This window comes from Kordia sp. (assembly GCF_965224175.1).
Classification (GTDB): Bacteria; Bacteroidota; Bacteroidia; order Flavobacteriales; family Flavobacteriaceae; genus Kordia.
On the sequence record NZ_OZ245041.1, the window covers coordinates 947,041 to 972,704 of the forward strand.

4 protein-coding genes are annotated in these 25,664 nt (G+C 38.8%); 1 reads left to right on the forward strand and 3 read right to left on the reverse strand.

All coding sequences use genetic code 11. The annotated features are described in order from the left end of the window. Positions 1–34 precede the first annotated feature (34 nt). Entirely contained in the window at positions 35–20,956 is a 20,922-nt protein-coding gene (locus ACOQOS_RS04295) for a gliding motility-associated C-terminal domain-containing protein (protein ID WP_420573733.1), read from the reverse strand. 1,265 nt (positions 20,957–22,221) lie between these two features. On the opposite strand from ACOQOS_RS04295, the gene ACOQOS_RS04300 reads away from it, so the two are divergent. Next, positions 22,222–23,082 (forward strand): OmpA/MotB family protein, encoded by an 861-nt coding sequence (locus tag ACOQOS_RS04300; RefSeq protein ID WP_420573734.1) that lies wholly within the window; start codon positions 22,222–22,224, stop codon positions 23,080–23,082. Between the two features lie 84 nt (positions 23,083–23,166). Here the strand turns inward: ACOQOS_RS04300 and ACOQOS_RS04305 are convergent, their stop codons facing one another. Further along, entirely contained in the window at positions 23,167–24,618 is a 1,452-nt protein-coding gene (locus ACOQOS_RS04305; RefSeq protein WP_420573735.1) for an FAD-binding protein, read from the reverse strand. Then, positions 24,618–25,661, reverse strand: coding sequence for an endolytic transglycosylase MltG (mltG, locus tag ACOQOS_RS04310; protein WP_420573736.1), 1,044 nt, complete (start codon positions 25,659–25,661; stop codon positions 24,618–24,620). Before mltG ends, ACOQOS_RS04305 begins: the two co-directional genes overlap by 1 nt. Positions 25,662–25,664 lie beyond the last annotated feature (3 nt).

The following is a 25,664-nucleotide window of genomic DNA, read 5'->3' on the forward strand; positions in this document are numbered from 1 at the left end:
CCGGAGCGAACTCCGATAGGTGTTTGTATTGTTTTTATTTTCTATTAATGTAAAGTGGTCCTGCTTTTTCTTTTCTGTTTCCGTTACCGTCTACATACGATAGCACATAGTAGTAAGTTCCTACAGGTAAGCGATCGTCTCGAGCTATGGTAACTCTTCCGTCAGAGAATCCTCGGAAGAAGTTATCTGCTTGACCATATCCGTCAACATCATATACTTTTACTCCCCATCTGTTATAGATTTTCAGATTATTGTTAGGGAAGTTTTGTATACCTCTGATGGTGAATACATCGTTGAGTCCATCACCATTTGGTGTAAGTATATCAAAGACTTCTAAATCTACATTTGAATCTCCGTTGTTTACTTCTACATAGTCTGGAAGATCGTTTCCGTTTTCATCTCCAAGTTCATCTCCATTAGGAATTCCGTCTCCGTCACAGTCTAAGGTTAACCAAGTTGCATCTACTGTATCTAAGTCTTGACTGTTAAAATCAAAGTCACATGGATCGGCTGGATCGGTATTATCACTATCAACTTCAACTTGATTGCTTACTCCATCTCCATCACAATCGGCATCATTCCAAGCTCCTGATGTTGCTGTTGTTTGACTTGATAATTCGAAGCTACATGGATCAATTGGATTTGTTCCATCTGCTACTTCATCTTCATTGATGACTCCATCTCCATCACAGTCTACGCTATTCCACATAGTACCAACAGTTGTGATATCTTGGTTTGCTGGGTCATAATCACAAGGATCTTGAACACCTGTTGCATCCAATACTTCCTGACCGTTATTGACTCCATCTTCATCACAATCTAGATTCTCCCATTCCACAGTAACAATCGTTACATCTTGGTTTAGTTCTTCGTAGTCACATGGGTCTTGTGGATCAGTTCCATCAGTTACTTCTTGTCCATTAGTAACTCCATCACCATCACAGTCTAACATATCGTAAGCATCTGTTGTCATTGATGTATCCTGACTGTTTGCATTGAAATTACAAGGATCATTTGGATCTGTGTTATCATTAAGTTCTTGACCGTTTGTTACACCATCACCATCACAATCTGCAGTTAGCCAATCGCCAGACGTTTGATTTACATCTTGGTTTGCTACTACATAATCACATGGTTCTAGTGGATCAGTTCCGTCATTAACTTCTTCTCCATTAGTAACTCCATCTCCATCACAATCAGCATCATTCCATACAGCACCTACCATTGTGATATCTTGACTTGTTGTTTCATAGCTACAAGGATCATTTGGATCAGTTCCGTCTATTGCTTCTTGTCCGTCATTTACTCCATCGTCGTCTGTATCTGGATCTTGTGGATCAGTTACATTTCCATCTGGATCTTCTGGTGTTGTTGGGTCGTCTACTCCTGAAGATTCTTCTTCATTGTTCAATCCATCATTATCACAATCTGCGTCTCCCCAAGCTGGTTCAGTTGCTGTTGTATCTTGGCTTGCAGCTTCATAATCACAAAGATCATTTGGATCAGTTCCGTCTACAGCTTCTTGTCCATCACTTACACCATCGCCATCTGTATCTGGATCTTGTGGATCTGTTGTATTTCCATCTGGATCAGCTGGTGTGTTTGGATCATCTACTCCTGAGGATTCCTCTCCGTTATTCAATCCATCATTATCACAATCAGCTTCATTCCATACGGTTCCAACCATTGTGATATCTTGACTTGCCATTTCATAGCTACAAGGATCATTTGGATCTGTTCCGTCTGCTGCTTCTTGTCCGTCGCTTACTCCATCATCATCTGTGTCTGGATCTTGTGGATCCGTTGTGTTTCCATTTGGATCTTCTGGTGTATTTGGATCGTCTACTCCTGAAGATTCCTCTCCATTTGTTAATCCATCACCGTCACAATCATTTTCAGACCAAGCTGCGTCTACTGTTGCTAAATCTTGACTTGAAGCTTGGTAGTCACATGGATCGTTTGGATTTGTTCCGTCATTTGCTTCGTCTCCATCTGTTACTCCGTCGCCATCTGTATCTGGATCTTGTGGATCCGTTGTGTTTCCATTTGGATCAGCTGGTGTGTTTGGATCATCTACTCCTGAAGATTCCTCTCCGTTATTCAATCCATCATTATCACAGTCAGCTTCATTCCATACGGTTCCAACCATTGTGATATCTTGACTTGCCATTTCATAGCTACAAGGATCATTTGGATCTGTTCCATCTACTGCTTCTTGTCCATCATTTACACCATCATCATCTGTATCTGGATCTTGTGGATCCGTTGTGTTTCCATTTGGATCAGCTGGTGTATTTGGATCGTCTACTCCTGAGGATTCTTCTCCATTTGTTAATCCATCACCGTCACAATCATTTTCAGACCATGCTGCATCTACTGTTGCTAAATCTTGACTTGAAGCTTGGTAGTCACATGGATCGTTTGGATCTGTTTCATCGTTTGCTTCGTCTCCGTCTGTTACGCCATCACCATCTGTATCTGGATCTTGTGGATCCGTTGTGTTTCCGTTTGGATCGGCTGGTGTGTTTGGATCGTCTACTCCTGAGGATTCCTCTCCATTAGTCAATCCATCATTATCACAATCTAAGTCGTTCCATGCAGCATCTACTGCTACTGTTTGACTTGATGCTTCATATAAACATGGATCATTCGGATCTGTTCCATCATTTGCTTCGTCTCCGTCAGTAACTCCGTCTCCATCTGTATCTGGATCTTGTGGATCCGTTGTGTTTCCGTTTGGATCGGCTGGTGTGTTTGAATCGTCTACTCCTGAGGATTCTTCTCCATTAGTCAATCCATCACCATCACAATCATTTTCAGACCATGCTGCATCTACTGTTGCTAAATCTTGACTTGAAGCTTGGTAGTCACATGGATCGTTTGGATCTGTTCCATCATTTGCTTCGTCTCCATCTGTTACTCCGTCGCCATCTGTATCTGGATCTTGTGGATCTGTTGTGTTTCCATTTGGATCGGCTGGTGTGTTTGGATCGTCTACTCCTGAGAATTCTTCTCCATTTGTTAATCCATCATTATCACAATCTAAGTCGTTCCATGCAGCATCTACTGCTACTGTTTGACTTGCTGATGTAAAGTCACATGGATCATTCGGATTTGTTCCATCGTTTGCTTCATCGCCATCTGTAACTCCATCTCCATCCGTGTCAGGATCTTGTGGATCTGTTGTGTTTCCATTTGGATCAGCTGGTGTATTTGGATCATCTACGCCTGAGGATTCTTCTCCATTATTCAATCCATCATTATCACAGTCTAAATCGTTCCATGCTGAATCTACTGCTACCGTTTGACTTGATGCTTCATATAAACATGGATCGTTTGGATCTGTTCCATCGTTTGCTTCGTCTCCATCTGTTACTCCGTCGCCATCTGTATCTGGATCTTGTGGATCTGTTGTGTTTCCATTTGGATCGGCTGGTGTATTTGGATCATCTACTCCTGAAGATTCTTCGCCGTTATTCAATCCATCATTATCACAATCTAAGTCGTTCCATGCAGCATCTACTGCTACTGTTTGACTTGCGGATGTAAAGTCACATGGATCATTCGGATTTGTACCATCATTTGCTTCGTCTCCATCTGTTACTCCATCACCATCTGTATCTGGATCTTGTGGATCCGTTGTGTTTCCATTTGGATCAGCTGGTGTGTTTGGATCGTCTACTCCTGAAGATTCTTCTCCGTTGTTTAATCCATCATTATCACAATCTAAATCATTCCATGCAGCATCTACTGCTACTGTTTGACTTGATGCTTCATATAAACATGGATCGTTTGGATCTGTTCCGTCATTTGCTTCGTCTCCATCTGTTACACCGTCACCATCTGTGTCTGGATCTTGTGGATCAGTTACATTTCCATCTGGATCAGCTGGTGTATTTGGATCATCTACTCCTGATGATTCTTCTCCATTAGTCAATCCATCATTATCACAGTCTAAATCATTCCATGTAGCTTCTACTGCTACCGTTTGACTTGATGCTTCATATAAACATGGATCGTTTGGATTTGTTCCATCATTTGCTTCATCGCCATCTGTTACTCCATCACCATCTGTATCTGGATCTTGTGGATCCGTTGTGTTTCCATTTGGATCAGCTGGTGTGTTTGGATCGTCTACTCCTGAAGATTCTTCTCCATTTGTTAATCCATCACCGTCACAATCATTTTCAGACCACGCTGCGTCTACTATTGCTAAATCTTGACTTGAAGCTTGGTAGTCACATGGATCGTTTGGATCTGTTCCATCATTTGCTTCGTCTCCATCTGTTACTCCATCGCCATCTGTATCTGGATCTTGTGGATTTGTTGTGTTTCCATTTGGATCGGCTGGTGTGTTTGGATCGTCTACTCCTGAAGATTCCTCTCCGTTATTCAATCCATCATTATCACAATCATTTTCTGACCAAGCTGCATCTACCGTTGCTAAATCTTGACTTGATGCTTGATAATCACATGGATCATTCGGATTTGTTCCATCATTTGCTTCATCGCCATCTGTTACTCCATCACCATCTGTATCTGGATCTTGTGGATCCGTTGTGTTTCCATTTGGATCAGCTGGTGTGTTTGGATCGTCTACTCCTGAAGATTCTTCTCCATTAGTCAATCCATCATTATCACAATCTAAGTCGTTCCATGCTGAATCTACTGCTACCGTTTGACTTGCTGATGTAAAGTCACATGGATCATTCGGATTTGTTCCATCATTTGCTTCATCGCCATCTGTAACTCCATCTCCATCCGTATCTGGATCTTGTGGATCTGTTGTGTTTCCATTTGGATCAGCTGGTGTATTTGGATCATCTACACCTGAGGATTCTTCTCCGTTAGTCAATCCATCATTATCACAATCTAAATCATTCCATGCAGCATCTACTGCTACTGTTTGACTTGATGCTTCATATAAACATGGATCGTTTGGATCTGTTCCATCATTTGCTTCATCGCCATCTGTTACTCCATCACCATCTGTATCTGGATCTTGTGGATCCGTTGTGTTTCCATTTGGATCTGCTGGTGTGTTTGGATCGTCTACTCCTGAAGATTCTTCGCCGTTAGTCAATCCATCATTATCACAATCTAAGTCGTTCCATGCAGCATCTACTGCTACCGTTTGACTTGCTGATGTAAAGTCACATGGATCATTCGGATTTGTTCCATCATTTGCTTCATCGCCATCTGTAACTCCATCTCCATCCGTATCTGGATCTTGTGGATCTGTTGTGTTTCCATTTGGATCAGCTGGTGTATTTGGATCATCTACACCTGAGGATTCTTCTCCGTTAGTCAATCCATCATTATCACAATCTAAATCATTCCATGCAGCATCTACTGCTACTGTTTGACTTGATGCTTCATATAAACATGGATCGTTTGGATCTGTTCCATCATTTGCTTCATCGCCATCTGTTACTCCATCACCATCTGTATCTGGATCTTGTGGATCCGTTGTGTTTCCATTTGGATCTGCTGGTGTGTTTGGATCGTCTACTCCTGAAGATTCTTCGCCGTTAGTCAATCCATCATTATCACAATCTAAGTCGTTCCATGCAGCATCTACTGCTACCGTTTGACTTGCTGATGTAAAGTCACATGGATCATTCGGATTTGTTCCATCATTTGCTTCATCGCCATCTGTAACTCCATCTCCATCCGTATCTGGATCTTGTGGATCTGTTGTGTTTCCATTTGGATCAGCTGGTGTATTTGGATCATCTACACCTGAGGATTCTTCTCCGTTAGTCAATCCATCATTATCACAATCTAAATCATTCCATGCAGCATCTACTGCTACTGTTTGACTTGATGCTTCATATAAACATGGATCGTTTGGATCTGTTCCATCATTTGCTTCATCGCCATCTGTTACTCCATCACCATCTGTATCTGGATCTTGTGGATTTGTTGTGTTTCCATTTGGATCTGCTGGTGTGTTTGGATCGTCTACTCCTGAAGATTCTTCGCCGTTATTCAATCCATCATTATCACAGTCATTTTCTGACCAAGCTGCATCTACCGTTGCTAAATCTTGACTTGAAGCTTGATAATCACATGGATCATTTGGATCAGTTCCATCATTGGTTTCTTGAGAATTTGTAACTCCATCACCATCACAATCTGCAGTATTCCATGCTGGCTCTACAGTTGATAAATCTTGATTTGCAGCATTATAACTACAAGGATCATTTGGATCTGTTCCATCAGTTGCTTCATCTCCATCTGTTACACCATCTCCATCTGTGTCCGGATTCTGTGGATCCGTTGTGTTTCCATTTGGATCAGCTGGTGTATTTGGATCGTCTACTCCTGAAGACTCTTCGCCATTATTTAATCCATCATTATCACAGTCTATGGCATTCCATGATGCTTCTACTGTAGTAATATCTTGTGTTGTTGTATCAAAAACACATGGATCAACAGGATCAGGATCTGTTACATCAGGATCTCCATCACCGTCGTCGTCGTCGTCACATCCTCCAATAAGTCCATCGCCATCTATATCTATTCCTACTGTTGTTACATTGATATTTGTTCCTGTGGTATAATCAGCACCTATGACAAGACCATTGGCATTGACTGCTGCTGGATCTGTGCCGTATTGTCCGCCGTCTCCACCATCTGCAGTTGAATTATTGTATGCTTCATTAGCATCACTACATCCATCATCATCACTATCACTGTCTAAGAAATCTGGTAGATTCTCTCCTACGTTTCCATCGGTATCTGTTGGATTAGATACACCTGTTCCAGCACTGCTTGGTACTCCTGTCACTGAATCTGGTGTCCCATCGGCGATTCCATCATTGTTGGCATCTGTTCCACCTGTTTCTACAGTATCATAGATTCCATCATTGTCTGCGTCTAAGTCTAAGTGATTACTGATTCCATCTCCATCTGCATCATATGCTGGTTCTACGACTCCGTTGGTATCTCCTACCATTGGATCTGATGGATCATCATCTAAGTAGTTTGGTACACCATCATTGTCATCATCTGCGCTTGGATCGCCTGGACCTTCTGCCACATCTAAGATTCCATCATTGTCATCATCTTGATCTACAATGTCTGGAATACCATCCATGTCTGCATCTGGTCCTGTACCTACGGTTATTCTTACCGTGGCTGTATCACATACATCATCTGGAGTTGGTCCATCGCCTGTTAAGTCATTACATACCGTGTAATCTACTGTAACTGTCATTCCACTCTCACTAGCTGCTGGTGTGTAGATCAGTTCGCCTGTGTTTTCATCAAAACTGATAATCCCTACAGCACTTCCTGTTCCTGCATCGCTAATGTAGATATCACTACCTAGTGTGGAAGTATTGTCTGGTACAAAGTCATCATTTCCAATAATATCTATAGTCTCTGTCATTCCTACCATAGCAGTTGCATTGTCATCTACTGCTACTGGAGTTAATGGATTTGGATCTGTATTATCTGGGTTTCCGTCATTGTCATCGTCTGGATCACAGCTATTAGAGATACCATCCGTATCTGGATCTGGACCAGCTTCTGCATAGTCTGCCGTTCCATTGGTATCTGTATCTGCTCCCATAGCTGGATAGCTTGCGCCTGTTACCGTTCCATTGGCATTAACTGCCGCTGGATCTGTGCCGTATTGTCCGCCGTCTCCACCATCTGCCGCAGCATCACCATAGTATTCATTAGCATCACTACATCCATCATCATCACTATCAATGTCTAAGAAATCTGGTAGATTCTCTCCTACGTTTCCATCGGTATCTGTTGGATTAGATACACCTGTTCCAGCACTGCTTGGTACTCCTGTCACTGAATCTGGTGTCCCATCTGCGATTCCATCATTGTTAGCATCTGTTCCACCTGTCTCTATAGTATCATAGATTCCATCGTTGTCTGCGTCTAAGTCTAAGTGATTACTGATTCCATCTCCATCTGCATCATATGCTGGTTCTACTACTCCATTGGTATCTCCTACCATTGGATCTGATGGATCATCATCTAAGTAGTTTGGTACACCGTCATTGTCATCATCTGCGCTTGGATCGCCTGGACCTTCTGCCACATCTAAGATTCCATCATTGTCATCATCTTGATCTACGACATCTGGAATACCATCCATGTCTGCATCTGGTCCTGTACCTACAGTTATTCTTACTGTGGCTATAGCACATACATCATCGGTAGTTGTACCTGGACTATCTCCATTGACATCATTACATACCTCATAAGCTAATTCTACTGTAGTCCCTTGCTCATTTGCTGCTGGAGTATATGTTAACTCTCCTGTTAATGGATCATAGCTTACAACTCCTGTTGCATTTGGTACTAATGGATCATCTACTGGTAGTGTTGCTCCTGATAATGTTGTACTAGCCCCTGGTGTATAATCATCGTTTCCTAATAAATCTATAGTCTCTGCCATTCCTACCATCGCAGTTGCATTGTCATCTACTGCTACTGGAGTTAATGGATTTGGATCTGTATTATCTGGGTTTCCGTCATTGTCATCGTCTGGATCACAGGTATTGGAGATTCCATCCGTATCTGGATCTGGACCAGCTTCTGCATAGTCTGCCGTTCCATTGGTATCTGTATCTGCTCCCATAGCTGGATAGCTTGCGCCTGTTACCGTTCCATTAGCGTTTACTGCTGCTGGATCTGTGCCGTATTGTCCGCCATCTCCACCATCTGCCGCAGCATCACCATAGTATTCATTAGCATCACTACATCCGTCATCATCACTATCACTGTCTAAGAAATCTGGTAGATTCTCTCCTACGTTTCCATCGGTATCTGTTGGACTGGATACACCTGTTCCAGCACTGCTTGGTACTCCTGTCACTGAATCTGGTGTCCCATCTGCGATTCCATCATTGTTGGCATCTGTTCCACCTGTTTCTATTGTATCGTAGATTCCATCGTTGTCTGCGTCTAAGTCTAGGTGATTACTGATTCCATCACCATCTGCATCATATGCTGGTTCTACTACTCCATTGGTGTCTCCTACCATTGGATCTGATGGATCATCATCTAAGTAGTTTGGTACACCGTCATTGTCATCATCTGCGCTTGGATCGCCTGGACCTTCTGCCACATCTAAGATTCCATCATTGTCATCATCCTGATCTACGACATCTGGAATACCATCCATGTCTGCATCTGGTCCTGTACCTACGGTTATTCTTACCGTGGCTGTATCACATACATCATCTGGTGTTGGTCCATCTCCTGTTAAGTCATTACATACTGTGTAATCTACTGTAACTGTCATTCCACTCTCACTAGCTGCTGGTGTGTAGATCAGTTCGCCTGTGTTTTCATCAAAACTGATGATTCCTACAGCACTTCCTGTGCCTGCATCGCTAATGTAGATATCACTACCTGGTGTGGAAGTATTGTTTGGTACAAAATCATCATTACCGATAATATCTATAGTCTCTGCCATTCCTACCATCGCAGTTGCATTGTCATCTACTGCTACTGGAGTTAATGGATTTGGATCTGTATTATCTGGGTTTCCGTCATTGTCATCGTCTGGATCACAGGTATTGGAGATACCATCCGTATCTGGATCTGGACCAGCTTCTGCATAGTCTGCTGTTCCATTGGTATCTGTATCTGCTCCCATAGCTGGATAGCTTGCGCCTGTTACCGTTCCATTAGCGTTTACTGCTGCTGGATCTGTGCCGTATTGTCCGCCGTCTCCACCATCTGCCGCAGCATCACCATAGTATTCATTAGCATCACTACATCCATCATCATCACTATCAATGTCTAAGAAATCTGGGGTTCCTGTTGTTGAACCACTATCTGTTGGTGTTAATCCAGTTCCTGCTGAATCTGGAATACCATTATCATCACTATCAATTCCATCAGCAATTCCATCATTATCTGCGTCAGTTCCGCCTGCTTCTACAATGTCATATATTCCATCATTATCAGAATCTAAATCAAGATTGTTAGGGATTCCATCTCCATCAAAGTCATCAATACATAATCTTCCTGCCAAAACAAAATTATCCCAGGTAGCGTTTCCTGCATTACTTACTGGATTGCCATAGAAATAGATTCGTATTTTCCATGCGCTTCCTGCATCAATAAATACATCGGTAGGAGATGTAGTGAAATAGTTTTGTCCTGCATGACCTGGGTTGATATCTTGAGGATTGTCCATATCTTGATAGATTACTACTGAAGTTGTAAAATCATCATTAGACATTTCGATTGTAATATCATAACCATTATAGATTGTTCCTCCGCCACTAAATACACTTGGAGGTGTATCAAATGCAAATAAACGTCCTACTCTCCACGGATGACTTCCTGCAATAAAAGAGTATTCTAAATAGTCTTCATTTGCTTGTGCACTTGCTAAGTCTGGTTGGTCTACATCCCGGATTGTTAAGTTTCCAAAACCAACATCTGCTGTTGAAACTGGTGTTATTGTTAATCCTGTCCCAGCAGTTTCTGGTCCTGCTGAACTTATGTATGTACTGTTTAGTCCAACTGGGACAAAGAAGTCTAACAGATTATTTCGTTGGTGTTCCCAAACTGCAATATTATTTGCTGAACCCGCTAATGGTTGTATAACAGCACAGGTATTTTCTACAGCATCTGGGATACCGTCATTGTCGTCATCTAAGTCACAGAAGTCAGGTACTCCATCAGCATCAATATCAGCAGTATCATCTCCATTTGGACATATATCTGCGCTGTCTAATACTCCATCTCCATCTTGATCTCCTTCTGCAACTGTTATTCTTACTATTGCAGTATCGCAAATATCGTCAGTAGTTACTCCTGGACTGTCTCCATTGACATCATTACATACTCGATATTCAATAGTCACTGTAGTACCTCCTTCGCCTGCTGTTGGTGTGTATATTAATTCACCTGTTGCTGGATCGAAAGCAATTGTTCCTGTTGCGTTTGTATTTACTCCAGCTACTGTTTCTATTGTCGTTATACTGGTAGGATCGTTGTTATCTGGATCAGAGTTACCATCTGTATTATCGGTAAAGTCGTCATTTGCTAATATTTGAATCACTTCTGCTACGCCTGCTGTTGCATTGGCAGTATCATCTGTTGCTGTTGGTGTTTGTGGATTTGTGTCTATAGTATCTGGATTTCCATCATTATCATCATCTGTATCACAAATGTTTGCAACTCCATCTGTATCTGGATCAGGTCCAGATTCTACATAATCTGCTGTTCCATTAGTGTCTGTATCACCAGCAGTTGCTGGGTAACTTGCTGCAATTACTGATCCGTTAGGATTTACCGCTGCTGGATCTGTGCCGTACTGTCCGCCATCTCCACCATCAGCCATAGCATCACCATAGTATTCATTAGCATCACTACATCCGTCGCCATCACTATCAGTATTTAAATGATTAGATGTTCCTGGTGTGGTTTCAACAACTGGTAATCCTGTGCCTGCGCTACTTGGAATTCCTGTTCCTGTATCTGGTAATCCATCTGCGATTCCATCATTGTTGGCATCTGTACCATTAGCTTCAACAACATCGTAAATTCCATCATTATCAGCGTCAATATCTAAACAATTTGGAACTCCATCTCCATCATCATCATTAGCAGCAACAACTTCCATTGCATATTGACCTCCATCTCCACTAGTAGTTATTGTTGATCTTTCTACTAATGTTGTCACTAAAGATGTTATTTCAGTAAAACCTACACTTGGTGTAAAACGAATTGTGAAGTCTGCTGATAAACCATTTGGTCCATTTAATTCTTCATCTGCAATACTTGTATCTGTAGAATTCGTTATAGGCACAGAAATATCTGTATCAAATATTGTTAGTACTGTTCCATCATCGGTAGAAGAATAATCATTTCCAGAAAGTATTTGCACATCAATGTTTGCATTTGCTGGTAAGGATCTATCAAATTCAAATTGTACTTGATCTATACTATTAATGTGTAAATATACTTCGGTAACCGTGTTTCCTGAAAAACTCCATGTAATATCATTTTGTACTGTTCCTGCTGCTGCTACATTGAAAAAGAAGTTATTTGAAGCAATAGGTGGAGCAGAAGCAAATGTGAATGATTGTATATTGTCAAAAACATTTAAGCTATTATTGAACGCTGTTGCATTTGCAAAACCTGCTACTCCAACTGTGACTCCATTTGTCGTTGTTCCTCCAGCTCCAAAATCTACCGCAGAAACTCCGCAGCCTTCTACTGCATCTAAGATACCATCATTGTCATCATCTTGGTCACAAAAATCTGGTATTCCATCTGTATCTACGTCTGCTGTATCATCGCCTCCTGGGCAAATATCTGCACTGTCTAATACTCCATCTCCATCTTGGTCTCCTTCTTCTACTGTTATCGTTACTATTGCTGTATCGCACACATCATCAGTAAGAGTTGTTGGACTGTCTCCATTGACATCATTACATACTCGATATTCAATAGTTACTGTAGTACCTCCTTCGCCTGCTGTTGGTGTGTATGTTAATTCACCTGTTGCTGGATCGAAAGCAATTGTCCCTGTTGCGTTTGTATTTACTCCAACTACTGTTTCTATTGTTGTTATACTCGTAAGATCGTTGTTATCTGGATCAGAGTTACCATCCGTATTATCGGTAAAATCATCATTTGCTAATATTTGAATCACTTCTGCTACGCCTGCTGTTGCATTGGCAGTATCATCTGTTGCTGTTGGTGTTTGTGGATTTGTGTCTGTAGTATCTGGATTTCCATCATTATCATCATCTGTATCACAAATGTTTGCAACTCCATCTGTATCTGGATCAGGTCCAGATTCTACATAATCTGCTGTTCCATTAGTGTCTGTATCACCAGCAGTTGCTGGGTAACTTGCTGCAATTACTGATCCGTTAGGATTTACCGCTGCTGGATCTGTGCCGTACTGTCCGCCATCTCCACCATCAGCCGTAACATCACCATAGTATTCATTAGCATCACTACATCCATCACCATCACTATCTGTATTTAAGTGATTGGATGTTCCTGGTGTAGTTTCAACAACTGGTAATCCTGTACCTGCGCTACTTGGAATTCCTGTTCCTGTATTTGGTAATCCATCTGCGATTCCATCATTGTTGGCATCTGTTCCATTAGCTTCAACAACATCGTAAATTCCGTCGTTATCTGAATCGATATCGAATGTATTTGGAATTCCATCCATATCGAAATCAGCATCATCACATGTACTTGTAAAGAATGCGAAGTTATCAAAGGTAACATATCCATTTCCAGATATATCTTCTGATGCGAATACATAGAAACGAACTTTATAGTTTGTACCTGGCGTTAATGTTACAATTGTAAATGGATCAAATTCATTATGATCTGTATCAAACGGAGGTGTATTGTTTACAAATGCACTTCCATCAGTAGTTCGTGTTGTTGTTTTTGACGCAACTAATACCGTTGACGTTGTAAAGTTATCATCACTTATTTCTATTTGATAACTAAAGTCTGAATAGATCGGTTTGTCAGCTTCGTCAGATATATTTTGACCTCTTGGTCTGTATGTTCCATTTACAAAAGTTATGACATCTTGTATGGTAGAAAATCTTGCTAAAACTGCTTGATCGTTTACTACAGTGAATCCAAATTGAATATAGTCATTATTTGCTTTTGCTGTAGCTGCATCCGCTTCATCCGCTCCACTTAGGAAGAAATATCCATGACTATCCGCATTATTTGCTGGTACTAAAGATTCATCTACAAGTCCTGATCCAAAAATAGAGTTTTCTGCATTTGGCTGGAATACCGTTTGATCTAAGACATTGATTTCATAACGATTAGTTTTTAACAATCCAGTATTTCCATTGATACTTTGTGGATTAGAGATATCAATTAAGTTAGGGTCCCATACTGCTGTAAAATTTGTTGCCGTAGCTGGATCACATACTACCTCATCCACATCTGCAATTCCATCATTATCATCATCTTCATCACAAGAATCTGGAATTCCATCTAAATCATTGTCTGCATTATCGTCTCCTCCTGGGCAAACGTCTACACTGTTTTCTACGCCATCTCCGTCTGTATCATTAAAATCATCACAAGCATCAGCGATTCCATCATTGTCTTGATCTGGACCAGCAGTTGTTACATCTACTGTTGTTGCTTGTCCTGTTCCTGCTACTGTTGGCACACCTTCATCGACTCCAGCAGTAGTTCCTACTGTATCTCCTAGGCTATCATCTCCATCAAGATCAGCTGTTGTAAATGTTCCTGCGGCTTCTATTGCATCTGGACAGCCATCATCATCACTATCGGTATCGAAACAGTTGGCAATTCCATCTCCATCATCATCATTCAATGATGTAAAAGAAACCAATGTAATAGCTGTTGTCACCGTAGTTGTTTGCCCTGCGTTTTTACCACCTCTGATAATAATTGTATCTACGGGTCCTGGAATGGTAAGTCTACCTCTATTAGCATCTACATTGGTTCCTCCAATTGCTGTATTTCCTTCGAGTCCTGTTCCGCTTGGCGTAACAGTTACTGTTCCTGTGCCAGCTGGCATGTTATCATCTAAGTTATCAAAGTTACTTGCATTTATTGTTACAGGTACTCCTTCATAACTTGCTTCAAATTCAAATATATCTCCTCCATTTAGTCCCGCAACAGTCATTTCAAAATTCGTGGCTCCTGCTAAAAGATCGATTGTGATTAACATATGATCTCCTGCTGTTGGATTTGCTGTATCAAATCCTCCTAATTGTGTTGGTTGGAAGTAGAAATAATCGTCTACTGGAGCTCCATCATCTAAAATTTGAACTCCATTATTCCATATAGGCGTTCCTATTGCAGCATTGTCAATCAATGTTGCTGTTATATTTGCTCTTCCACCAAAAACTCCGTTTAATGTAGCTGTTGTTCCATCACCTGTTGGTGCAGCGGCTGACTGTAATTGGAACGTTCCTCCTCCAGGATTTGCTCCGTTAGAAGGAAATCCTGGACTGTTTAATGCGCCTGATGCAATTCCTGCACATTCAACACTGTCTAAAATTCCATCATTATCATCGTCTAAATCATCAGCATTTACAACTCCATCGCCATCTGCATCACCTGCTGGTAATATCGCTGGACCTGTAGGATCTTCGATGACTCCTGTAAGTTCTGTGTTATCATCACCAACAGCATCATCTGTAAGTGTATATGTTACTGTTAGTACGTCAGTACCGTTTATATTTTCTATTTGTCTCGCTATTGCGATAATATTGTTTCTGTAATCAAGGTCAGTTCCTCCTGCTGTGGATGGACCAAATTTTCTGTAGGCATCAAAATCATTTAAAGAAGAGATCCCGTACCAATAGTATTTTACAGTAGCTGTTTGTCCGTTTCCTGCACAAGCTAATGAGAAATCAATTAAACCATAAGGATATTCATATACTGCATCTTGACTCACTAAAGAAGCTTCTGTCACCAATACCATTGAGGTAATTTGGTTACAATCTTCTCCTATATTTGGAGAGGTAACTTCAATAGTAACGTAGTCTCCATTCGCATCTGGTATAGATGCAACATCTGGTTGCTGACTGTCTGGTGTTCCATCATTATTTCCATCTCCGCCATTTGGCGCACCGTCTTCGATTGCTTCGCTAACATTATCTAAATCATCAGCAACACAAGCTGTTATGTTTGTATCATCTTGACTTCCTCCAATTCCCTGTCCTGCTCCTGCAATGACAGGTACTCCTTCATCAACTCCGGCAGTCATTCCTACTGTGTTTCCTAAGTTGTCTGTAATTGGTGTCGGAGAACCTGTGTAGCTTCCTCCTGAGTTTCCGCCCATGAGCGTTCCTCCAGCAGTCATTAAATCTCCTGTGGTAAATCCTCCATCTCCTTCTAAGGCGTCTGGACAAGCGTCTCCGTCACTGTCTAAATCTAAATGATCATCAATACCATCACTATCAGTATCTTGAGAAGATCCACCAGAACATAAACGCCCATTAAATCCAATAGTAGAAGTAGGTCCGCCACCACTTCCTAGTTTTGTAAAAGTAAAAGAACGTAACCCATTATCTAGATTACTTCCATTGGAAATATCTGAAAAAGTCAATAATCCAAATGCTTGTTGATTTCCATCATTAAGCGGAGCATTGGTAGCATTTCTTATATAAGTTATACCTCCTATTGTTATTGTTTCTAAATTTCTTGTATCAGAACTAAATGTTGTAAAACCTCCATTTCCATTAGTTAATGTAAATGCTGCATCATTGATAATCGTTCCATCTTCAAGTTCAATTACAAAATTACCTATTTTCGTTCCTGTTCCTGATCCCACAGGAGAATCTGGATCATTTACATTACGTTGCATATTTCCAAAAAACACAGTAACATCGTACACAGGTTCTGTAAAAGTAACTGTGTACGTACCATCTCCTACAGCTTGTGATTCATTCCAACGAATAATATCTGTTTCTGAACCACTCACAAAAGCGCCTCCTGTAGTACTTATGGTAATGTTAGAGGTATCTACTCCATCAGTTAAGATTGCAGATTCATCTGTAGTCCCTCCAGTTGTTCCAGGACTTGAATCCCATTCTATAACTGCTGATAGTGAACAATCACTATATCCTTCGTCTATATCTAAGATACCATCATTGTCATCATCTAAATCATCTATATCTGCTACTCCATCACCATCAGAATCTACTGGAGGATTACATGCTGTCATATCTAATCCATCTTGACTTCCGCCTATTCCTTGTCCTGTTCCTGCAATGGTTGGCACTCCATAGGAAGCGCTTGATGTGTTTGTATCAACAATATCACCTAAGCTATCATCTCCATCAAGATCTGCTGTTGTAAATGAAGCTGTTCCTTCTACCGCATCTGGGCATCCATCACCATCACTATCTGTATTTTTATTATTATCACAGGCAGCTGAAACCGTTGTGAATGATAAAGCATCTATTCCATGTGGATCTCTTGCTGATGCCAAGATGCTTCCACTTTCTACTCTATGCACTATCTGAATAGAAGAAACTGGTTTTTCCGAAATAAAACTAATTGTATTTTCAATATTTTGACCAGCCAAAACTGTTCCTTGACTTGTTCCTGTATTATCAAATACCGTCAAGTTATTTGTGGCATCATCTCCAAAAAATAATCCATTTAATCTAGCAACCACAATTCCATCAATCACCATTTCATAACTTACATTTGGTGTTCCTGTTGGAATTGTATCAAATATGTCTATTAAATCTAAACTAAAAGCTACAACTGCTTCTGTAAAATTAATTGTAACCGTATAGTTATCTCCTGCTACTCCTCCTTGATATGGATCGACAAATACACCTTCACCTGTATTTCCTGAGAAAAAATTAGCAGCTGTTGTTGTTCTAAATTCGTCATTATTAGTAGGCGATGCATAGTTAATACTATATGTCATTGTACCATTACTGAATGATACAGTACTTACAGAAGCCGAACCGTCTCCAGTTGCTCCAGTAACATTATATTCATTACCTCCATTTAAAACTTGCAATGGCATTCCTCTATTAAATGCTGCTTGTTGAAAACCAGATTCTTGATATCCTAAACCATTCGTATTTCCTCCAATGACATACATACTATAGTCACCTACTTGATAAGTAATAGCATCTAATTGAGGACTTATTGCTCCTGGTAATGCTACACATTCATCTGTATCTAGAATACCGTCATTATCATCATCTAAATCTACAATATCTGGAATTGTATCATTATCGGTATCTACAGGTGTTGAAAGGTTTACAGTTACTGTACTTATGGATGCTAAACAAGTTGTTACCGTGTAGTCAAACACGTATGTTCCTCCTCCAAGTCCTGAAGCATCTAAAGTTCCTGCACTTTGGTCAAAATTTGCTCCAGGCGCTGCTGAACTTCCATTTAGACTCCAAGTTCCTCCTGTATCTGGTGTTCCGCTAAGGTTAGTGAATAAATCAATAACTCCAGATGCAGTTGTAGCACTTATGGTGTTGTTTGTTCCTGAATCTGGTGCCGCTTGTACAGATACGGTTACTGAAGTTGTTTCACTGCCAACACAAGGTACCATGGCATTTACCGTGTAATCAAAAATATACACTCCGCCAGTTGTTGGGTCATAGGTTCCTGCTCCGGCACTAAAATCGCCACCTGGAGCATTTGGAGAACTTCCGTTTACACTCCATGTTCCACCTGAATCTGCTCCAGCGAGTAGTGTATTTAAATCTACTACTACATCTCCTGCACAGGCATAATTGTCTGTTCCTGTTCCTGAGACTGGTTTATCAGTCACTGTAACCATCACTACATCTTCTCCGGCACACATGGTTCCGTTGTCTGCATTTAAACGAAACCATGTAGTTTCATTAACTGTTACTGAAGGTGTAAGTGTTCCTATTTCAAAAGGCGCACTCCAAGGTCCAGTTGGACCATCTGTGCTATACGACCAAGCATATCCACCTGAACCATTAACTCCAATATTGTCTTGAATGTTTAATGCTTCATTCGCTGCAACTGAAGCAGTAAAAGGCACTTCATATATTGATGCAGTAGCTGCATTACATGAATCATCATTTATTTGTGCAGATGGTGTTCCATCTGGAATGGTCCCACTCGTAAAGGTTGATGTGTTTGATCCATCAACAAAACTAATTATTACCGAGTCTATTTCACCAAAATCTTGAAATTCACAGTCATATATTTGGACTTTCCATCCTCCTTGTCTTGCATCATATCCATTCAATGGTGTCATATCTATTAAATTGACTCCTACTGCTGGTGAAAATACCGTACATACTGTTGAGTTGTTAGAAGGATCTGAATAGTATGCATTGTATGTTCCTGTTAGTGCAGGTCCTGCACCACTACATGCGTTGTTTCTTGCAAATTCACATATATCAAAAACGGGAAGAGTTGGTGTAATGGTTTGATCGTTTGTAAATGTCAAATTCACAGCATTATCAGCTGCATAACATGGGCTTCCTGTTTCGTTAAGTCCTAATGGAATAGTCACTAAACCATCTGGTGATACCAAAAAGTAACCAACATCAGATATGTACGTATGTGTTACATTGAAAGTAACGGATACTATCGTTGAGTTAGATACTATAAAAGGACGTTCAACAGGATCATAATATGTAAAATCTGTATTGTTAGCTGCAATACCATTTAAGTTTACCGTATCTCCTGAACATGCTGTAAAGTCGGAACCAGCTTGTGTTTCAATTGATGTATTCCAAACCCAAGCTCTTCCTTCTTCAATAGTACCTCCATCATTTCTTACCACTAAATAACCACCATCAGCTAATCCTGTTTGAATTCTGGTAGAGTTTATGGCATAATCTTGATAGGAATTTGTTGTTGGGTTGAATACATACCAGTCATAAGTGGTGATACCAGTTCCTGCTGGACATTCTAATTGTCCTACATTGACACCTCCATCAAAGACAAATATAGGATCGTCTGAATTTGCTGAGAATAGAGGATTCGTATAATTTGTTGTCAGCGTTCCACAATTAGAAGAAGCTGCTGGCGCTGTTAAAGCGATTTCTGAACCATCTAGTTTTATAACCAATACTGTAGTTAGTTCATCACTACATGGACCTGCTCCTAATACTGTATAATTAAAGGTTGAAGGACCTAGTGGTAATGTTGCTACTGTTAAAGTGCTTCCTGAAAGAGCTCCTGTTCCATCATTATCTGCCCATGTCCCTCCGGCATCCTCTGAACCATCTAAAGCATTAAATAAATCTGCTGTAGTATCTGTCGTAAAGACATAGAAAGGTCCAGAAGTTGCTCCTGAGTTAGGGGGATTCGTTAATGTCAGTGTTGCTGTTGTAGTAGCTGATGTATTTCCGAAAGGATCAGTTATTGTGATGTCTACTGTTCTTGGTGTGGCAATTTCTGGAACTGCTGCGCTGTTAATATAAACTAAATCATCTAGCGTATTTCTTACTGTATTTACATCGGCACTCACATTGGTTACTGTAAGTGTTGTTGTTCCATTTCCAGTGACTGATACTCCTGGAAATATTCCTTTGATACTTAATGTTTCATCTCCTGCGTCTTGTGGATTTGTCAAGGTAACGGTCATAAAGTCAAGACCGTGAGGAGCATTGAATTCTGAGGTTGCTCCTGTTGTTGCCGTATCTAAAAATTCTGAGCTTTTAGAACATCCAAGAACATTTATATCAATTCCGCCAGCAGCAGTAATATTTGTATCATCTAATCGTATGTATGGTACTGGCGCCAAATCTAATGTGAATGGTTCGCCTGATGCTACTTCTGTTCCATCAGTTACATAATATTCTACAGTAAGTGTTGTAATAGCAATATTACTTTGTACTGTCCAATAGGTTCCTGCTGTTGTTATAGTGCTAGAAGAACCAATGTGAATCTCAGATGTGTTGTTATTATTTATAAAATGACCTGATTGACCACCAGTAAGACTTCCTGTAAAAAGTGCTCCAACATCTGGGCTTGCAATTTTTATGTTTTCTGTACGAATTAATTCACTATGTTCTTGTGAACTCAGGATTACGTGTACTGGTTCGCTGAATGTATATGTATATGTATTTCCAGAAATACCAACACTTGATCGTGCATTGTTAAAACTATTTGTTAATGTTTGTGAAGGAGGAACTGCATTTTCTATTCCTCCCACAGTTGCAGAAGGTCCTCTAGAAATATTTACAGTTACATACGTAACTCCATCTCCTACAGCAGATAAGCTACTTGTCTGAAAATTAGTTTCTGGAACTGTTCCTGATAAACCTCCCCAAGTTGTGACTACTTGTGCCGACAACTCATTAGTAGCTATCAATACTGTAAAGGCAATTAGTATCAGTGTAAACTGTAGTTTGTAGTTTTTATGTTTAGCATTTATTTTGTTACTATAGTGATGATTATCACTAAATTTTGCTAAAAATAGCCTAACTCTGGAGTAAATAATTAGTAGATATTTTAACATAAGAAAATAATATATTATTACACTTCTAAATTTCATAGAAGTATATTTGGTTGGTTAGAATATTGGCTTTATATTTAAGTACTAATTTTGAAGTCGTTTTTTACGACTTACCTACCACTTAATAAGTAAATCAGTAAATATTGTACTTGTGATATGTTGAAATATAGTCAGCTAGATTTACGTGACTTTTAAAATAAAGATATAACATAATACGGTCGATTTTTTATTAAATTAACTGTTATTCAGACCCTGCTTTTGTTGGCTCGCCAAAGTTTCACAATTGCGGGGTTATTTTATATAATATATTATGACTCATTATAACAAGTCATATAAATGTCTTTTTACTTAATAAAGTATTTTTTTGTGTCAAATGAATTATGAAAGTTTTGTTAGAAAACTTCATAGTTAAGGATTAATCAATCTTAAGTTTTAGAGAAATGCATTTTTGGGCTCATCATGGGGTTATTCGGGTTTTATGGTTATTATCTATTTTTTTGAGAAAAATTAGTTATTGTTAATTCCTTTTTAAAATGAAGGAAATAACTTTCATAAAATTAAGATAAATAATATTAAGTGCTTACGGCAAAACCTTACTTTTAAAATGGTTCTTGATTTTGGCTTATTTATAAATCAAGATAAAAGCACTAATAATTATTTTTCTTTGCCCCTTTTATTATCAAATAAATACTTCTAGTATTTACTGAAAACACATTATTGATTTTTGTATACCTAAATATAGCTAATATTTCTCAAAATTCAAATAGTTCAACAGATTCAAGTAGTTTTCAGTATACCGTTAATCGATAAACAATAGTAATTTCGGTGTTTTAGAAAGTAAAAAAAAAAATCAGAAGACTGTATTTTACTACAATTATGTTTAGTGATACTTTCAAGACATTGAACAATTTTTACTACTTTCTTCTAGTTTGATTTTTATTGCTTTATTTTTTTGATCAAAATCCACATACATTTCATTTATAAATTACAACCAATTTTAAGCTATCATTTCGATTTAGTTAGATTGATTTATATTGTTATTTATAGCCATTTTAAATAGAAGAATTTTGTAATTTAAATATAGAAATCTGTAAGATTATATGATTTCAATACAATATTTGTAATAAAAAGTAGTTCTTTTTGAAATGTTAAAAAAACTACGAACTATACCTTTAAAAGTTTGTTAATCCTTGTAAAAACCATATCATTTTTAATACTTTTGGTTAAAATTTTGAAAAAACCGTTTTAATATATAAAAATTAAGATTTATGAAGAAAATCCTCTTATTGACAGCCACAGTGTCTATTTTGTTTTCATCATGTGTTTCTAAAAAAGAGTTTGCTGCTTTGGAAGCAAGACATAAGGAAACTAAAGATTTATTAAACTCTGCTACTGTTAAATTAAATGCCTGCTTAGAAGAGAAAGCCTCTGCTTCTGCAAAAGCTGAAGCATTACAAGATCGTGTAGCTGATTTGAAGAAAACGAATCAGGACTTAATTCAAAATACAAAAGATATGACTGTTTTAACGACAAAAGGTGCTGAAAACCTTGAAAAGTCGTTAGAGAGTATGAAAGAGAAAGATTTAAAAATTACACGTTTACAGGATGCTTTAAATAAGAAAGATAGTGTAACACTTGCTATTGTTTCTAGCTTAAAGAAAGCCGTTGGAATTGATGATCCAGATATTGAAATTAATGTTGAAAAAGGAGTTGTATTTATTTCAATTGCGGACAAGCTTTTATTTAAAAGTGGAAGTTATAACGTAACGAGCAAAGCAAAAGAAGTACTTGGAAAAGTAGCTAAAGTTGTAAATAGTAAGCCTGATTTTGAATGTATGGTAGAAGGTCATACTGATAATGTACCATATAAAAAAGGAGTACTGATTGATAACTGGGATTTAAGTGTGAAACGCTCTACTTCTATTATTCGCGTGTTACAAGAATTAGGAGTAAATCCTGGACAACTGATTGCTGCTGGAAGAAGTTATTATGTTCCATTAGTTGAGAATGATACTCCAACAAATAGAGCAACTAACAGACGTACACGTATTGTTGTTTTACCAAAAATCGATCAGTTTTATGACATGATTGAAAAAGAAATGAAAAGCCTTTCTGCTGAAGGAAAATAATATAGTTTTAGGCAACTAAATAAAAAAGCGTTCAATTTTTGTTTGAACGCTTTTTTTTATGTCAAAAGTTTATCAAAATATACGCTACAAAGAAATACTCTGCGGATGCTGAATACGATTGTCTGGATCGAGTTGTTGTTTAATGGCTTTTAATTCTGGAAGATATTTTCCGTAGTAAGCTGTTTCAAAGTCTTTGAAATTGATATCTGGATAATTGCGGTAATGCGCACGAATTCCATGTTTATAAAAACGATCTTGCACTGCTTGAAATGCTGCTAAACGACTCGCCTCTTGTGAAGGTTTATCCCAATATGACTGTAATTCTGATAAGTACGGATAACTTCTATGTGGATATACGGAACGCTTCTCTGAAGTTTCCGAGTTGATGTTTCCGCCAAGCGTATTTACTTGATAGATTAATCCTCTGGAAGAGATTACTTTAGAAATTACATCGTCTATACAACCTTCAATTTCAGCAAAATCCTTGTATAATCCTGCGCAAGCGTTTTTAAAATACAACGAATGCTGTACACCATAAAATGTTTTTAAAGCTCTAGCTAAAGGACGTTTACTTCCTATGGTAGCTTTATCAGAGACTTCTTTGAGTGCATTGTACATTTCCATCACTCCTTTGTTATCCGATGCATAATTTGTGATTAATATGGTTAGTGTTTTTCCATTCAACACAAACGCAGAAAAAGCAGTTTTTGGGAGTTTATTGGTATACCGAAACCATGTTTTTAACAAGCTCTTTGCTCTAACTGTATCTAATTTATAGGATTTACAACGATACGCCTGAAAAAAACTAGGTGCTTGATAGGTTCTAAATTTCATTTTAGTTACTATCCCAAAATTTCCATTTCCGCCACCTTTACATGCTTTTAATATCGCTGATGTTCCACTTTCGTGATGTACTTTTCCTTTTCCATCTACCAAAGTAATGGCTTGTAAACTATCGCAGGTTAATCCATATTTACGACTAAAAAAACCATAACCGCCACCTAAAGTCAATCCTGCAATTCCTACAGTTGCGCATGAACCAGAAGGTAAAATGCGTCGCTTTGGCAACATTTCATTGTATAATTCTTTTAAGATACAACCCGTTTCTACGGTTAAGCTATGATCTGGAGTCCATTCCATTTTTTTCATGGAAGATACATCGACAACTAAACCATCGTTAGTGCTTGAGAATCCTTCGAAACTATGTCCGCCACTTTTTACAACTACTTTTAAGTCTTTAAAATTGGCAAATTGCACAGCATCTACAACACCTTGTGTATTGAAACATTGTGCTATATAAGTTGGTGCTTGTTGAATGCGTTTGTTAAAACGAACTGTTAAGTCTTGGTATTCGGCATCTGCCTTTTGATAGAGTTTTATGTTTTCGGGAAGTAATTCAGGCATTTTTGGTGCTGCTTCCTTCGTTATTTCTGGAGTTGTTCCTTTCTTAGCATCTTCAGCACATGAGAAAATAGTATAGCCAATTCCGCCTAAAACTATGAGTTTTGCAAAATCTCTACGATTGTAATTTGACATTAGCGATAAATTTTTCGTTCGTTTAATGCTTTGTGATACTTACGGGCATTTATTTCATGCTGACGATTTGTTTTTGCAAAGTTGGAATACCCAGAAAAGTCTTCTTTCGCACAGAAAAAGATATAATCATGCTTCTCATAATTCAATACAGCGTCAATATATTGTACTGAAGGAATGTAGATTGGTCCTGGCGGCAAACCTCTGTTTTTATAAGTGTTATATGGCGAATCTAGCTCTTTATCTTTGTTTAGAATTCTCTTGATTTCAAAATCTCCCAAAACCCATTTGAGCGTCGGATCTGCATCAAGTGGAATTCCTCTTTTTAATCTATTTACATATACGCCTGCAATTTTAGGAGCTTCGTCCATTTTAATTGTTTCACAAACTACAATGGAAGCTAAAGTAGATACTTCTGTTTGCGACATATTTAATGCTTTGGCTTTGGCTTTTCGTGTTGGTGTCCAAAATCGCTTGTATTCTTTGGCGAGTTTCGAAATTAAATCTTCTGCAGTAATATCCCAATATACATTGTAAGTATTTGGAATAAACATCGTGTTGATTGTTGTTGGTGTAAAACCGTATTTACTCGTAAATTTTTCGTCAGTGACTAATGTAAGAATGTCTTCTGCTGATAGTTCAACTGTCAAGGCAATTTTCTCTGCTAATTCTTTTTTAGTACGTGCATTATTAAAAGTTACTTGTGCTTCTTTTTCGCCGTTTCCTTGACGCAAATCTTCTACTATTTTACTATATGTGACATTTTTTGGAAAAATATACTTTCCTCCTTCTAGCGTTTCTTCCTTTAGGTTTCGAAACGCAGCATATTCTCTAAATTCACTTTCACTATCAATAATTCCAGCTCCTTGTAAATTTAATAACACTTCTTTTAGCGAAGTTCTACTAGGTACATAAAATGTTGTTTCTTTGGTAATAGAAGCTGTTTTCTTTCCATAAAAGTACATGGAAGCTTTTGGATAGATATAAATTCCTCCAACAATGGCAACTATTAAAATTATAAATCCAATGATTTTTAAACTCTTCATAAA

What these genes read in the sequence shown, in the direction of transcription:
- mltG (WP_420573736.1), bottom strand. Translation starts at nt 25,661, where the DNA reads ATGAAGAGTTTAAAAATCATTGGATTTATAATTTTAATAGTTGCCATT.
- ACOQOS_RS04295 (WP_420573733.1), bottom strand. Translation starts at nt 20,956, where the DNA reads ATGTTAAAATATCTACTAATTATTTACTCCAGAGTTAGGCTATTTTTA.
- ACOQOS_RS04300 (WP_420573734.1), top strand. Translation starts at nt 22,222, where the DNA reads ATGAAGAAAATCCTCTTATTGACAGCCACAGTGTCTATTTTGTTTTCA.
- ACOQOS_RS04305 (WP_420573735.1), bottom strand. Translation starts at nt 24,618, where the DNA reads ATGTCAAATTACAATCGTAGAGATTTTGCAAAACTCATAGTTTTAGGC.